The sequence below is a fragment of the Microseira wollei NIES-4236 genome (genome assembly GCF_020521235.1).
GTDB lineage: Bacteria > Cyanobacteriota > Cyanobacteriia > Cyanobacteriales > Aerosakkonemataceae > Microseira > Microseira wollei.
On the sequence record NZ_BLAY01000116.1, the window covers coordinates 18,968 to 33,119 of the forward strand.

At 48.4% G+C, this 14,152-nt stretch carries 12 protein-coding genes and 1 pseudogene; 5 read left to right on the forward strand and 8 right to left on the reverse strand.

What is annotated here, in order from left to right; translation table 11 throughout:
- Nucleotides 1–110 precede the first annotated feature (110 nt).
- Together MiSe_RS31195 and ccmO are read right to left on the reverse strand one after the other, a co-directional pair.
- Nucleotides 111–1,055: a LysR family transcriptional regulator gene (locus MiSe_RS31195; protein ID WP_226587498.1), complete on the reverse strand. Its 945-nt coding sequence runs from the start codon at nucleotides 1,053–1,055 to the stop codon at nucleotides 111–113.
- Nucleotides 1,056–1,369: 314 nt separating this feature from the next.
- Nucleotides 1,370–2,122, reverse strand: a complete 753-nt coding sequence (gene ccmO / locus MiSe_RS31200) for a beta-carboxysome assembly protein CcmO (protein WP_226587509.1) — start codon at nucleotides 2,120–2,122, stop codon at nucleotides 1,370–1,372.
- Nucleotides 2,123–2,295: 173 nt separating this feature from the next.
- Between ccmO and MiSe_RS54090 the strand changes: the two are divergent.
- A pseudogene (locus MiSe_RS54090) lies at nucleotides 2,296–2,909 on the forward strand (RNA-guided endonuclease InsQ/TnpB family protein); the annotation flags it as partial.
- 42 nt (nucleotides 2,910–2,951) lie between these two features.
- On the opposite strand, the gene ccmN reads toward MiSe_RS54090, so the two are convergent.
- From ccmN to MiSe_RS31230, 5 genes are all read right to left on the reverse strand, one after another.
- Nucleotides 2,952–3,911 (reverse strand): beta-carboxysome scaffolding protein CcmN, encoded by a 960-nt coding sequence (gene ccmN, locus MiSe_RS31210; protein WP_226587499.1) that lies wholly within the window; start codon nucleotides 3,909–3,911, stop codon nucleotides 2,952–2,954.
- A gap of 186 nt (nucleotides 3,912–4,097) precedes the next feature.
- Nucleotides 4,098–5,753: a beta-carboxysome scaffolding protein CcmM gene (gene ccmM, locus MiSe_RS31215; protein ID WP_226587500.1), complete on the reverse strand. Its 1,656-nt coding sequence runs from the start codon at nucleotides 5,751–5,753 to the stop codon at nucleotides 4,098–4,100.
- A 41-nt stretch (nucleotides 5,754–5,794) separates the two neighbouring features.
- Nucleotides 5,795–6,097, reverse strand: coding sequence for a beta-carboxysome shell vertex protein CcmL (ccmL, locus tag MiSe_RS31220; RefSeq protein ID WP_226587501.1), 303 nt, complete (start codon nucleotides 6,095–6,097; stop codon nucleotides 5,795–5,797).
- Between the two features lie 112 nt (nucleotides 6,098–6,209).
- Nucleotides 6,210–6,551, reverse strand: coding sequence for a carbon dioxide-concentrating mechanism protein CcmK (locus MiSe_RS31225; protein ID WP_226587502.1), 342 nt, complete (start codon nucleotides 6,549–6,551; stop codon nucleotides 6,210–6,212).
- A gap of 92 nt (nucleotides 6,552–6,643) precedes the next feature.
- Nucleotides 6,644–6,952 carry a carbon dioxide-concentrating mechanism protein CcmK gene (locus tag MiSe_RS31230; RefSeq protein WP_226587503.1) on the reverse strand — a complete coding sequence of 103 codons (309 nt, stop codon included), beginning with the start codon at nucleotides 6,950–6,952 and terminating at the stop codon, nucleotides 6,644–6,646.
- Between the two features lie 888 nt (nucleotides 6,953–7,840).
- Here MiSe_RS31230 and MiSe_RS31235 point away from each other — a divergent pair.
- From MiSe_RS31235 to MiSe_RS31250, 4 genes are all read left to right on the forward strand, one after another.
- A complete protein-coding gene (locus MiSe_RS31235; protein ID WP_226587504.1) occupies nucleotides 7,841–8,914 on the forward strand; it encodes an RRXRR domain-containing protein in 1,074 nt (357 codons plus the stop codon).
- A gap of 67 nt (nucleotides 8,915–8,981) precedes the next feature.
- Nucleotides 8,982–10,874 (forward strand): NAD(P)H-quinone oxidoreductase subunit F, encoded by a 1,893-nt coding sequence (locus MiSe_RS31240; RefSeq protein ID WP_226587505.1) that lies wholly within the window; start codon nucleotides 8,982–8,984, stop codon nucleotides 10,872–10,874.
- Nucleotides 10,875–11,057: 183 nt separating this feature from the next.
- Nucleotides 11,058–12,551, forward strand: coding sequence for an NADH-quinone oxidoreductase subunit M (locus tag MiSe_RS31245; protein ID WP_226587506.1), 1,494 nt, complete (start codon nucleotides 11,058–11,060; stop codon nucleotides 12,549–12,551).
- A gap of 133 nt (nucleotides 12,552–12,684) precedes the next feature.
- A complete protein-coding gene (locus MiSe_RS31250; RefSeq protein WP_226587507.1) occupies nucleotides 12,685–13,812 on the forward strand; it encodes a CO2 hydration protein in 1,128 nt (375 codons plus the stop codon).
- A gap of 23 nt (nucleotides 13,813–13,835) precedes the next feature.
- Here the strand turns inward: MiSe_RS31250 and MiSe_RS31255 are convergent.
- The coding region (locus MiSe_RS31255) for a hypothetical protein (RefSeq protein WP_226587508.1) at nucleotides 13,836–14,152 on the reverse strand (317 nt) is incomplete at its 5' end.

Sequence of the window (14,152 nt, forward strand, 5' to 3'; positions counted from 1 at the left end):
CAAACCGGATTTTTTTGGGTAATTCCTGGGCAATTATGAGCCTGTAACCCGCATTATCCTGGTTTTTCAGCCGGAATCAGCGGGGATTTTAAGTATTTGCCATCTAGGCTTCAACCGGATTTTTTCTCGCTCTCTACTGCGTCGCTATTGATTCCAGCGGTAATTCGCTTGACTTCCTCCAACAAATACTCGAAAAAAGTCTGAGCGACAACCGAAAGCTGTTTTCCTGCGGGGTAGATCGCATACCACTGACGCCGAATTGGAAACCCCTCCACGTCGAGGATAGTCAGTTTATCGCTTGTACCTTCCAACCCTAAGGTGTGGCGAGATAAGACTGAAATCCCCAATCCACCGATGATTGCTTGCTTAATCGCCTCATTGCTGCCCAATTCCAGCCTGACTCTCACGGAAATTCCCTGCTCGTCAAACAATTTTTGCACCGAACTTCGCGTCCCCGATCCGGGTTCCCGCATAATAAACGGTTCATCAACAAGGCGTTTGAGAGGGATATTTTTCTCATGCGCCAGAGGATGATCGATCGGAGCCAACACTACCAGGGGATTTTCCAAAAAGGCATGGTAACTGATATCGAGATGCTCTGGTAGTTGGCTGAGAATATACAGGTCGTCTAAATTTTCCGACAGACGCGCGACTAACCCCTCGTGGTTGGTCACCTGGAATTCAACGTCGATGCCGGGATACCGCTGGCAAAACGGCCCCAATAAGCGCGGGACGAAGTATTTTGTGGTAGTGACTGCCGCGAGTCGCAACCTTCCCTGTTTCACCCCTTTGAAATTGGCGACAGTCATCTCGAACTGGTCTAACCTGTCGAAGATTTCCCGGCAGGTTGTCAACAGTTCTCGTCCTGCGTCTGTGAGGTAGAGGCGCTTGCCTACCTGCTCAAATAAGGGCAACCCCACGGCTTTGGTGAGTTGCTTGACTTGGATCGAAACCGTAGGCTGGGTAAGGAACAGTTCCTCAGCGGCACGGGTAAAGCTTCCGTGTCGAGCGACGACTTCAAATACTTTTAGCTGGTGCAGCGTTGCCTGCTTCAACCGCCCCTCTCCTGGCCGGTAACTATAGACACCAGTCTATCATAACTATGAATAATAATGTCTTTTATCTAGGAAAATTCCTGGTTATCATGGAATCACTGAACAAAGTGACAGTCTTCCTTCGCAGGAGCGTTGCACGTTGGCAGGGTAAACGGTTGGGGAAGGAATTATTGATAATTATCCTGTGTCTCACAGGGCCATTCCCCGAACGCACCTAAAGCTGAATGAGCAGCGCTTTTTTATTTGTATCGATTTGCTGCTAGGCGGTTTAGATCTAATTATCCACCTTGAGGTGACAAACTCATACCGGAAAACTATTCTTTGATCGAAATCGGTAACTTGGTTAAATCTGGCAGTTCTACCAGTTGTTTTTCTTCTTCCTTGACGTTGACGGGTAACATGAGGGGTTGGGGTTTCTCTTCGATCCAGCAGCTGGCGAGGGGGAGAGTCTTTTCCAAGTCATCCAACGGACGGGGAATCACCATCAGCGAGTGGAATTCGCCAATTCTCTCGGCTTCGCGCATCCCGGCGTCTACGGCAACGGCTACGTTTGCCACGGAACCCCGGATAATCGCAGTACACAAGCCATCCCCGGTAGTTTCGTAGGCGGCTAGGACGACATCTGCGGCTTTCATCATGGCGTCGCAAGCGCCCACCATTGCTGGAAAGCCTCTGGTTTCCAATAATCCCATCGATTGGTTGCTGAGGCGACTGGTATTATTTTCTGCCAGATCGACTAAGCGACTGCCGATGGGTAGAATCACTTCTAAATTGGCTTGAGGGCGGGGAATGACTAAGGAGGAAATGAATTGACCCATTTGTTCGGCGACTTGGGCGCCCGACTCGACGGCGAGGCGGACGTCAGCGATCGCTCCTCGAACGATAGCGGTACAGTAACCGCCGCCGATTTTTTCAAATCCGACTAAGGTCACTCCCGCCGATTTCAACATCATATCGGCTGTCCCAACGATGGCAGGAAAACTCCGAGTCGAAACCATTCCCAAGGAAGTATCCCGGAAGTTTCTGGTTTGACTTTGCGTTTGACCTGACCTTTGGTATTGAACCAGCCCTGGCTTTCTTTGCTCCACCGATGACCTCCGCGAAAAAATACAGAAGCTCCTAATTTAAGTATGACCTTTATTAGCGGTTGATGGATGGTTAGCAATAGAATTACAGATTTCAAATTGCCGATTGAATTTGGCTCTAAAATCTAAAATCTAAAATCTAAAATTCCCAGGCAAGAAATCGCTTGAGCAGGAAGCACCTCAAGGTAAGTAGGCAGCGTCAAGATTTTGTTGTGAAGTTGGCTTTCCGGCGTAGTCCAGTCTAACGACTTGGTAGCCTATGAGGACTGGCAAGTGCGGCACATGGTCAGAAACTCAAAGCTGGCTAAATCCATATCTGATGCCCCATGGTCGGCTTTCCGTGAGTGGTTGGAGTATTTTGGTAAGGTATTTGGGGTAGCGACGGTTGCCGTCTCACCTCACTACACCAGCCAGAATTGTTCCAACTGTGGGAAAGTTGTCAAGAAGTCTTTGAGTCAAAGAACTCATAGATGTCTGTCCTCACTGTGGGCATAGGGTGTGGTCAAAAGTAGTTGGTTGAGATTGACGCGGGGACAAGGGGACGCTCTGACGCGGGGAAATTTTTTCGATATCACCAACGGGTTTTGACCAGACCCGTGGGCATACACAAGAGCAATATCGGAATGGAGCTATCAACATACTTGAGTTAGCACTTCGTACCGTGGGGCACACGGGAACGTTAAACGCTTATTTTGACATCGATCTCTGTCTTGGTGGGGAAACTCCTCAAGATAAGTCGAGTCGTGGAAAGAGGAAACCTCAGAAGTGATTCTTAGAATCCCCATGGGTTCACGCCGGGGAGAATGTCAATTCACTCCTCGTTTTTGGGGGGGTTAGTCGCTGATTTATAAGGAAATAGCGTCAGCAGCAGTCGGTTCAAGTGCGCTTGACCGTAAACGGTCACGCCAACAGAAATACTGTCTGAGTTGGGCGCTTGCTGTGGGGTCAATTCAACTTCTGGGGTAGCAGGTGGCTCAGTTGGGGCGGTGGTTGGTTGTTCAATCGCCGCTGCTGACTTACCGTTGATGCCATTATCCTCAAAGGCAGTTGCGGCGGGGGCTGATTCCGAGGTCGCTGCTTCAACTTGTTGTTCTTTGACTGCTACAGATTCGTCAGTTACTGGTTTGACTTCTTCTGTTGAGGTCGCTGCTTTAAAGTTTGTTGCTTTGACTTCTTCTGTCGCAGTCGCTGCTTTAAAGTTTGTTGCTTTGACTTCTTCTGTCGCAGTCGCTGCTTTAAAGTTTGTTGCTTTGACTTCTTCTGTTGAGGTCGCTGCTTTAAAGTTTGTTGCTTTGACTTCTTCTGTCGCAGTCGCTGCTTCCAAGTTCGCTTGTTTGATTTCTGGCGTGATTTCGGGGGTTTCTCTTCGCGGTGGTGGTGGGGAATTGTCGGCGATTTTACGTCCGGTTTCTCCTACCATCGACCCCGCGGGCAAGACTTGCCAAGAATCAACCGAACTGTTCCAAATTGTCGTCGCGGCACCGATGCAGGCATTTGCTCCAATTTTGCCAACTCCGACGACGAGGACGCCTGCGCCTAAAATTGCTCCTGCGTCTATTTCCAGGATGCCTTTGTGGGCGTGAAGGATAGCTCCCATGCCGATGCAGACACCGGCGGCGATGATGATTCGACTGTCTGGATCTGCTTGGAGAATTACCCCTGGTGCGATCGCGGCACTTTTATCAATGCTCACATCGCCAGTAACGATAACGTGAGAGGTGGTGATTGACGGTAGTGGCGGCAAATGCATGGGGCATAGGTCATGGGTCATGGGTCATGGGTCGTGGAGCAGGTGGGCAGGCGGGCAGGTTTGCTGGTGTGCATGGGGGCAGGTGTGAGAAATTTGGCTGGCATTGCCATCTTTTGCGCCAGCGCTTGCCAGTTACATCTCCACCTGCTCACCTGCTCACCTGCTCACCTGCTCAAAATGCCCTCTTACTCCGATTGACCTTTGCTTCTACCGACTACCGTTTTTAGCGTGCGGTTGTTGAATGATGGTTTCGCGGACGCGGCGCTTGGCTTTGGTATCAATTCCAATTAAGCGCACGTACTCGCCGCTATATTCGTTCAACGAAGCTTCCAAAGCGCTGATTGCTTCTCGCGCATCTTTGGCTTCGATGGGACCGCAACTTTGCCAAGAACTGGTGCGGTAGCGGCGCTCATCGGCGTGTTCCAATCCGATCCGGTAGCCTTGGGATAGCAGTTCGCGTACTTGTTCTACTGCTTGGGGAGTCAATACAGAACTGTCTGGAGCTGGTGCAGTAGCAACGCTGGCTGTGCTGCGAACTGCTGCGGGTGCGCTGGTGCCAGTTGTTACAGTTTTGCCGTTGGGACGTTGGATAATTTGCTCCATGACGCGGCGTTTGGCTTTGGGGTCGATGCCAAACAAGCGCACGTATTCGCCCGCGTGTTCGGCTAAGCAACCTTCCAGGTTTGCCAAAACTTCAGCTTCCGGCTTGGCTTCGATCGGGGTGCAGCTGTGCCAAGAACTGGTGCGGAAGCGGCGTTCGTCTGCATGTTCCGTACCTATCTTGTAGCCTTTTGCTAATAGATTGCGGACAAATTCTACTACTTCTGCACTGATAGAGCCACTCGCTGCCGCACCGCTGTAACTTCCGTTACCGTTGCTTGAGTAGGGTGAGTAGTTAGTTGCAGGGGCGCTAGCTTTGGCTACGGGTTGGCTGCCGTCGGGACGTTGAATAATTTGCTCGACGACGCGGCGCTTGGCTTTGGGGTCGATGCCAATCAGGCGGACGTATTCTCCGGCGTGTTCGCTGAGTGCGGATTGGACCGATGCGATCGCTCCCCGTTCGTTATTACCATCTACAGAGCCGCCGCTTTGCCAAGAACTGGTGCGGAAGCGACGTTCGTCAGCATATTCGATACCGATGCGGCATCCTTTGGCGATCAGACTGCGGACTAGGGAGGCGATTTCTGCGGTGTTCATAGACGTGCTTTCTGATTCAAAACTATTGTTATTTGTACCTACTTGTTCCTTCCGGATATTCGTAATGCAAGCGACGTTGTCGGCGCATTGATAGCCGGATCTGAGGGCATCGTTAATACCGACGACGTGGCGGCTAAATTCAGTATCTTCTTCTTGCACGTCTGGCAGGCGATCGGCTTGTTGTTGCGTGGTAATAATTGACCCGGAAGGTACGAACTTACCGGGTGGAATTTCCACATCTTGGATCAGGGCGTGCATCATAACAATGCAACCTTTCCCGACTCTGGCGTTAAATACGGTAGAGCGAAACCCGATAAAGCAATCATCCCCGACGTAGCAAGGACCGTGAATCAAAGCCATATGGGTAATTGAAGCATTTTTCCCGATCCAGACAGAATATTCTTCTGCATCGTCTCCAATCACCCTACCTTGTTCCAAACCGTGAATCACTACCCCATCCTGGATATTCGTTCCTTCGCCGATATAGAAGGGCGTCCCTTCATCGGCGCGAATCGAAGTACCAGGGGCAATCATCACGTTAGCCCCTATTTGCACATCTCCGATGATATTGGAAAACGAATGCACGTAGGCAGTTGGATCTATCTTTGGCTCTGCCAAAGATCTTGACCATGGCGTCGGCGGTGCCGCAATCCCACGGGCAGCCATATTGAAATTCCTCGCTGACTGAACAAAGTATACTGACTTGACTAACGATAATCTTCCTTCTTGCTGTAGAGCGAGCGATTATCAACCGATACCGTATCGATAATCCCCACTACCATTGCATCGATAGGACTCTTTTCGCTGCCTTCGATTTGACGGGCGGCGCTGCCACGGCTGATCAGAACCCATTCACCCATGCCAGCACCAACCCTATCCCCTGCTACTTCGTATTTTGGAAGTAGCTGTCCTTCCTCATCTATTAGTTGCACCATGAGCAGTTTTAACCCTCTGAGCGATTGCTCTTTTTGGGTACTGACTACGGTGCCGCGAACTTTGGCAATTTGCATTTTTGCTAATTGGTAATTGGTAATTGGTAATTGGTAATTGGTTTGTGTTTTTGATGCCGATTACCGATTACCCTCGTTCCCAAGGCTCTGCCTGGGAACGCCATTACCTATCCTATGGTCTGTTGAGAGGCCGAATACCGCTGACGCTCTCGCGGAATTGTTCTACTGCTTCGGTGTAACGAATGGGTAGGACGTACTCCAGGTTTTCGTGGGGACGGGCAATGATGTGTGTAGAGACTACTTGCCCGCCGTTTACCCGCTTGACAGATTCTACGCCTGCTGCTACCGACGCTTGCACCTCGGAGACATCTCCCCGCACAATTACGGTGACGCGACCGCTGCCAATTTTTTCATATCCGACCAAAGTGACGCGGGCGGCTTTCACCATTGCGTCGGCGGCTTCTACCACGGCTGGAAAGCCGAGGGTTTCAATCATTCCAACTGCAATTGCCATGAGTTCTTCCTTCGCTGAATCAAAGTGCTGCTAGAGAGTTTGGACAAGGGACTTGCCAGTAATCAAGACGCGAGTCTTTTAGGCTGGAAAACTTAAGTCCGGAATTGTTCTACCGCTTCGGTGTAACGAATTGGCAGGACGTATTCCAGGTTTTCGTGGGGACGGGCAATGATGTGGGTCGAGACGACTTCGCCGCCGTTTACCCGTTTGGCTGCTTCTACGCCTGCGGCTACCGAGGCTTGTACTTCCGATACGTCGCCCCGGACGATTACCGTGACGCGGGCGCTACCGATTTTTTCATAACCGACCAAAGTGACGCGAGCTGCTTTCACCATTGCGTCTGCCGCTTCTACAACGGCAGGAAAGCCTCTCGTTTCAATCATTCCAACTGCAATTGGCATTATCTTCCTCCTTAAGCGATCGCCAACCTATTTTCGTCCATTTTTTGCCTCTAACATAAATTTGGACGAGAATACCCATTTTTCTGTTCGAGATCTATTTTTAGCCTCGTATCATTAAGCATAGAGAACCATGGATACCTTGACAATATAAATTATTATGATATTTCCATATGACGTGTCTTAATAAAACTTAACATTCCCCCACTGTAGGAGCGGCAGGAATAAAAGTCGATTTGTTCGGAAAGGGTCTGGTTATGTTTTATAATTTTTTCATAACTATTGAATAACTGGGAATTATCTGACGTGTCAGCCACGGGATAGAGGATTTTGTCTAAAGTACCCTAAACTAAAAAAACAGTGCGGGTGGGAGGGCATTTTCGATGGCAGATGCCTTACGCCGACGGGAACTCCACCAAGTCTGTAGATAATATAAACACAAGCAGACTCAGTACAGGCACTGAGAGAACCATAGATAAGATCGGGAGCTATGGGGGTGGTCGTTAATAATTATTTTAGGTGTCAAGTATTAATCTTGAGCAATTTAAAGGTTAAAGTAAACAAAATCTAATCAATCCAATATGAATCGTCGATGGCAAGACAAGCTTGGAGTGACTTGCGATTGGTGAGTGGTGCTGCTTTGTTTTTGAGGCAAAAATAGCAAGGACATTCTTAGTATCACCTTCTGGGCTCTCCCATAGACGGAGATTGGGTAGCAAATACCTAATTAATTGGTGAATAGCCCACATAGCCTAGTTCTGGCACGTACTTCCGGATACTTCCCCAGTCCGGACAGATTACAAGACTGTTTGTCTAGTCGTTGGGAGAGCCAAGATATCTTGAATTAGGTGGGCGAGGGGACGAGTCAACTTTACTCGAAGGATTATCTCCATGTTACGAGTACCAGTTTTATCACCATCAGGCAAACGATTGATGCCAACCAAGTCTAGCAGGGCGAGACGTTGGTTAAAGGAAGGAAAAGGCAAAGTAGTATACAACGACGTTGGTATTTTCCAGGTACAGTTAGTCAACAATCATGAAGAGTTCAATACTCAGAGGGTAGCGGTTGGCATTGCTCCAGGCAAGCTTTACACAGCTATTGGAGTCCAATCTGCGAAATCTACCTTGTGGATGGGACATCTTCAACTGCGATTTAAAACCGTTTCTGGACCCATGGAGCAACGTTTGATGATGCATAGAGGGCGTAGAGGTCGTCGTATTAATCGCAAGGTTGCGTTTAATCAACGCCCTGATCGCCAAAAGCGTTTTGATCATCGCAAGCAATGCAAGGTTCCACCAAGCATTCGAGCCAACCGTGAATTGGAGTTGCGGCTCTTGAGCGAATTGTCACTAATTTACCCTATTACAACGAGCGCCTACGAAGTAGTTAAAGCGCGTGGCGACAAAGGTTTTAGTCGGGCAATGGTTGGTGAGAAATGGCAGTTAGAAAATCTTAAGCAATATGGCGAAGTCAGTCAAATTGAGGGCTGGAAAACTGCCAATCTCAGACAAGAGTTAGGATTGCACAAACAGAAACACTTCTTCGGTGATGCAATACCTGCTACACACGCTGTAGACGGCATCGCACTAGCTGGCAGTGCATTCATTAGGTACGGCATCATTGACAGCCAAACAATGGGGTGGAAAGGAAATGTTTCTGTTACACCTGCACCATTGGCTGTGATTCGTCGCCCGACTGGATCGCGCCGTCAATTACATCTGATGGTTCGTGCAAAAGGTGGAATTAGAAGGAAATATGGTGGTACTGTTACTCGTCACGGATTGAGAAAAGGCGACTATGTTGCAGCGACTTGTGGCAACAAAACCTATTGTGGCTGGGTAAGTGGTGACACCTCCAAACAAGTTTCTGTCTCTGACCACAATTGGAAACGTAATGGTCAATTCAGTAAAAACTCTCGTCCGATTGATACGACGCTCAACCGGATTAATTGTGACTGCGGTTAAAACCGCCGCGTCGTGTTCATCCCTGGTTTAAAAACACAAAGGTAACACACATACCGGAGACTTGTAGATGACAGAGTTTCTCACCCAAACAAGTTGGTGGGTGCCTTTTTATGGACTGATTGGTGCGGTCTTGACCTTACCCTGGTCGATGGGCATCATTCGTCGCACGGGACCTAGACCGGCAGCTTACTTTAACCTGTTGATGACCGTGCTGGCATTTGTTCACGGCACAATAGTGTTTAGATCTACCTGGAACAAAGAGCCACAAGAATTGATACTCCACTGGCTAACCGTAGCAGATCTAGATTTATCCTTTGCGATTGATATCTCATCGGTGACTGTGGGGGCGATGGAGTTGGTGACGGGGTTAAGTTTGTTAGCCCAACTCTTCGCCCTGGGATACATGGAGAAAGACTGGGCATTAGCCCGCTTTTTTGCTCTGATGGGATTTTTTGAAGGGGCGATGAGTGGCTTGGCAATTAGTAACTCGTTATTTTTGACTTACGCCTTGCTGGAAATGCTCACGCTTTCTACTTATTTGCTGGTGGGTTTTTGGTACGCACAACCATTAGTGGTAACCGCAGCAAGAGATGCGTTTTTAACCAAACGGGTGGGAGACGTGTTGCTGCTGATGGGGGTGGTAGCATTAGCGACAATGGCGGGAAGTTTGAACTTTCCCGATTTGTATAACTGGGCAGAAAATACTACCTTGTCGCCAACGGTAGCAACTTTATTAGGTTTAGCTTTAATTGCGGGACCGACGGGGAAATGCGCTCAATTTCCGCTGCACATGTGGCTGGATGAAGCGATGGAAGGACCGAACCCCGCTTCGATATTGCGAAACTCGGTTGTCGTTGCTGGCGGTGCTTACGTGCTGATTAAACTTCAGCCGGTATTGGTACTTTCCCCAGTAGCTTCGATAGCGTTGGTAGTAATTGGTACAACAACTGCCATCGGTGCGTCTTTGGTTGCGATCGCGCAAATTGACATCAAACGCGCATTATCCCATTCCACCAGCGCTTATTTGGGATTGGTCTTTATCGCCGTTGGGTATCAATGGACGGGATTTGCGCTGATGTTACTACTCGCCCATGGGATCGCCAAAGCTTTATTATTCATGAGCGCAGGTTCGATCGTTCTCACCACCAACAACCAAAATTTGACCGAAATGGGCGGCCTGTGGTCAAAAATGCCCGCTACAACGACTGCTTTTATCGTAGGTTCGGCGGGGTTAATCGGACTGCTGCCTTTGGGAGGTTTTTGGGCGTTGCGATTGGGGATGGACGACTTTTGGAGTTACCAACCTTGGATTGTGGCAGTCTTGCTATTAGTTAACGCCTTGACTGCTTTAAATTTAACCCGCGTCTTTCGCCTGACATTCTTGGGACCAAGTGGGCCGAAAACTCGTCGCGCCCCAGAGGTAGCATGGCCTATGGCAGTACCGATGGTTTCGTTGACCATTTTCACCCTATTCGTTCCTGGGATGATGCAGCGCTTGGATTTGCTGCCAGACTGGATGTATATCAACCAAGATGCAGTTTTGCTGTTAGTTGCATCGGGGTTAGCTGGTACGGCGCTGGGTGCGACAGTCGATCTGCAACGCACTTGGTCAAGACCGATACAAGTACCTTTGAGATTTGTGCAGGACTTGTTGGCTTATGACTTTTACGTGGATCGAGTGTATCGCTACAGCGTAGTTTTTGCCGTCAACCAATTGTCCCGGTTAAATTCTGCCATTGACCGCTACATCGTAGATGGATTGGTTAATTTAGTCGGTCTGGGTACGATTTTCAGCGGACAAAGCTTGAAATACAGCGTTTCTGGTCAATCCCAGTTTTACGTGCTGACAATTTTGCTGGGAACTAGCGTTTTTGCCTTTTTGATGAGTTGGTTCATCGATCCAGAAGCTGTCAAAGCAATTTTAGATTGGGAATTTTGGCGAGTAGCACTCAGTAAATAGCTAATGGCGTTCCCAGGCAGAGCCTTGGGAACGAGGCTAATGGCTAATAGCACATACCAAGCGAGCAATTAGCCATTAGCAATTAGCTATTAGCTAATGGCTAATTGCTAATAGCACATACCAAGCGAGCAATTAGCAATTAGCAATTAGCAATTACCAATAACTTAGGAGCAAGATCGATAAATGCTTAGTGCCTTAATTTTGGTTCCGTTGATCAGTGCGGTTATTGTGGGGTTATGGCCTGGAACTGTAGCGCCTATAATTATCCGGCGAGTGACCTTGGCGATCGCATGTGGTTTATTTCTCTGGTCGCTGGTCGTGGGGATTCAGTTTAACCCCCAGGATATCAACCAGCAATTCTCAGAGTTTATCCCCTGGATTGATAGTTTAGGCTTGACTTACCATCTCGGCGTGGATGGGTTGTCTTTGCCTTTGCTGGTTTTAAATAGTCTGCTGACTTGCCTTGCGATTTCCAGCACCGAGTCATCTATCTCGCGACCCCGATTTTACTACACTTTGGTTTTGTTGTTGAATGTGGGTGTAGCTGGAGCTTTTCTGGCGCAAGATTTGCTGCTGTTTTTCTTGTTTTACGAGTTGGAATTAATTCCACTGTATCTGTTGATTGCAATTTGGGGCGGTCAGCGTCGGGGTTATGCAGCTACCAAATTTCTCATCTATACGGCGATTTCTGGAATTCTGATTTTAGCCGCTTTCTTTGGGTTAGTTTGGCTTAGCCATAGTTCCAGTTTTGCTTACGAACCGCTACTGGGGAACACGCTACCTTTGGGAACGCAATTGTTACTATTAGGGGCAATTGTTGTCGGGTTTGGGATTAAAATTCCCCTCGTACCTTTCCACACTTGGTTACCCGATGCACACGTGGAAGCTTCCACGCCGATTTCAGTGCTGTTAGCGGGGATACTGTTGAAGTTGGGGACTTACGGGTTACTGCGGTTTGGGTTAGGTTTGTTTCCCCAAGCTTGGGCGTATGCCGCACCTTGGTTGGCGACTTGGGCGGTGATCAGCGTATTGTACGGGTCGTTTAACGCGATCGCTCAAACCGACATGAAAAAAATGGTGGCCTTTAGTTCGATCGGTCACATGGGTTACGTCCTCCTCGCCGGAGCAGCCGCTACACCCCTGGCGCTATTGGGCGCAGTTCTGCAAATGATCAGTCACGGGTTGATTTCTGCCCTGTTGTTTCTACTGGTAGGGGTTGTATATAAAAAGACCGGATCGCGGGATATCGAGATTCTGCGCGGACTGTTGAATCCGGAACGGGGTTTACCTGTCGTGGGTAGCTTGATGATTTTGGGGGTGATGGCGAGTGCTGGAATTCCGGGGATGGTGGGCTTTATTTCGGAATTTTTGGTATTTCGCGGCAGTTTGCCGGTATTTCCGACTCAAACCTTGCTGTCAATGATTGGGACGGGGTTAACCTCGGTTTATTTCCTGCTGTTGGTGAACCGGGCATTTTTTGGCAGACTATCGGAAAAAGTGACGTATTTACCACCTGTGCAGTGGAGCGATCGCGCGCCGGCGATCGTTCTTGCTATCCTGATTGTAATCTTGGGCTTGCAACCAGCTTGGATGGTGCATTGGACAGAAAGCACCACCACCGCGATGCTGACAAATTATTCAGCAGTTGCACAAGTTTCTGACATTAGTAGTCATTAATCAACCTCGCCCTTCACGGATTTTGATACGGATGCAGGGATGTTTGAATTAAAGCTATCTCATCCTAATTTAAACTCTGTGTTATGGGCGATTGACCAATTACCCATTACCAATTACCAATTACCCATTACCCATGACCAACACAATTTTAAAACATCAACACCCGCTTACAGAATATATTAACCGTCTGAAAAGGGGACAGGCACTGCTGCAAGATACGCCGGAAAATGTATTGGAAGTGGTGGGAATTCTCAAAAGTTATGGCGTGGTGATGGACGCCTACTATAAAAATCTCCTCTACATTGCCGACCATCAATTTTTAGTGCTGTTTCCCTTTTTTAAATACTTCAACGGCGAGATTACTTGGGGAAAATTGCTGCGTCATTGGTGGCACGATCGGATTAATTTTGAGTATGCAGAGTACTGCATGAGAACGATGATGTGGCACGGCGGCGGCGGGTTGGATGCTTATTTAGATTCAGATGAGTTTAGGAAGCGAGCGCAACCCGCAATCCTTGCCAAAATTAAGCATAATTTCTTCATCCAAGGCGTGCAACAACTGTTTCCAGAATTTTTACCCGAACAGGTGCGTCTCTTTGCTTATTACAGCGCTTTGGGTCAATTTTGGCAGGTGATGTGTCCGATGTTCCTCAATTTATCTGATCGATATGACCGAGGAGAAATTAAAACCATTCCCCAAGTCGTACAACATATCTTGGATGCGTTAGTAGCAGCAGCAAATTTGCCGATTACCTACTCGGTTAAAATTGACGGTAAAGTGTATGAAATTATCCCAAAATCGGCAGGGTTAACCTTCCTTGCTGATACCGCCGTGCCTTACGTTGAGGCAGTTTTCTTTAGAGGCACGCCATTCCCCGGTACGGTTTCTTACAACGCACAAGCTCAAGCTATTTCCCCGGATCAAGGTAGATTTGAATATGGGGCATTGTATGCCGATCCATTACCTATTGGTGGGGCGGGAATTCCACCTACGCAATTGATGCAAGATATGCGTCATTATCTCCCAGAATATTTGCACGAAGTTTACCGCAAAACCCGTCGGGGAGAAGACGATTTGCGAGTGCAAATTTGTCAGACTTTTCAAAAGTCTATGTTCTGCGTTACGACGGCGGCAATTTTGGGATTGGCACCTCATCCCCTCAACACAAGCGATCCGAAGGAACAAAAAGCAAATCAAGCTTATTTGGAAAATTGGATGGATCGGTTTATGACCTCGCGCTTAGTGGGTGTGAATAGTTAGAAACACTTTCATCTCCCTCTCCTTCAATAGGAGAGGGGGTATTTTATTTTATGCGATCGCCCCCCTACATTTGGTATATCCACGGTGGCGTAGGGACACGGCGTCAAAGTCGCGGTAGTAGGGACAAGGCATGATAAATTTTTGCTGTTGTGAGAAAGATGTTGAATGCCGTGTCCCAACAGATCGATGGGGGTGCGATCAAAGATTGTTGGCGTAGGGACAAGGCATGATAAATTTTTGCTGTTGTGAGAAAGATGTTGAATGCCGTGTCCCAACAGATCGATGGGGGTGCGATCAAAGATTGTTGGCGTAGGGACAAGGCATGATAAATTTTTGCTGT

Coding starts and splice junctions, on each gene's coding strand:
- ccmN (WP_226587499.1), bottom strand. CDS start 3,911: ATGACCCATGACCTATGCCCCATGCATTTGCCGCCACTACCGTCAATC.
- ccmM (WP_226587500.1), bottom strand. CDS start 5,753: ATGGCTGCCCGTGGGATTGCGGCACCGCCGACGCCATGGTCAAGATCT.
- ccmL (WP_226587501.1), bottom strand. CDS start 6,097: ATGCAAATTGCCAAAGTTCGCGGCACCGTAGTCAGTACCCAAAAAGAG.
- MiSe_RS31225 (WP_226587502.1), bottom strand. CDS start 6,551: ATGGCAATTGCAGTTGGAATGATTGAAACCCTCGGCTTTCCAGCCGTG.
- MiSe_RS31230 (WP_226587503.1), bottom strand. CDS start 6,952: ATGCCAATTGCAGTTGGAATGATTGAAACGAGAGGCTTTCCTGCCGTT.
- MiSe_RS31235 (WP_226587504.1), top strand. CDS start 7,841: ATGTTACGAGTACCAGTTTTATCACCATCAGGCAAACGATTGATGCCA.
- MiSe_RS31240 (WP_226587505.1), top strand. CDS start 8,982: ATGACAGAGTTTCTCACCCAAACAAGTTGGTGGGTGCCTTTTTATGGA.
- MiSe_RS31245 (WP_226587506.1), top strand. CDS start 11,058: ATGCTTAGTGCCTTAATTTTGGTTCCGTTGATCAGTGCGGTTATTGTG.
- MiSe_RS31250 (WP_226587507.1), top strand. CDS start 12,685: ATGACCAACACAATTTTAAAACATCAACACCCGCTTACAGAATATATT.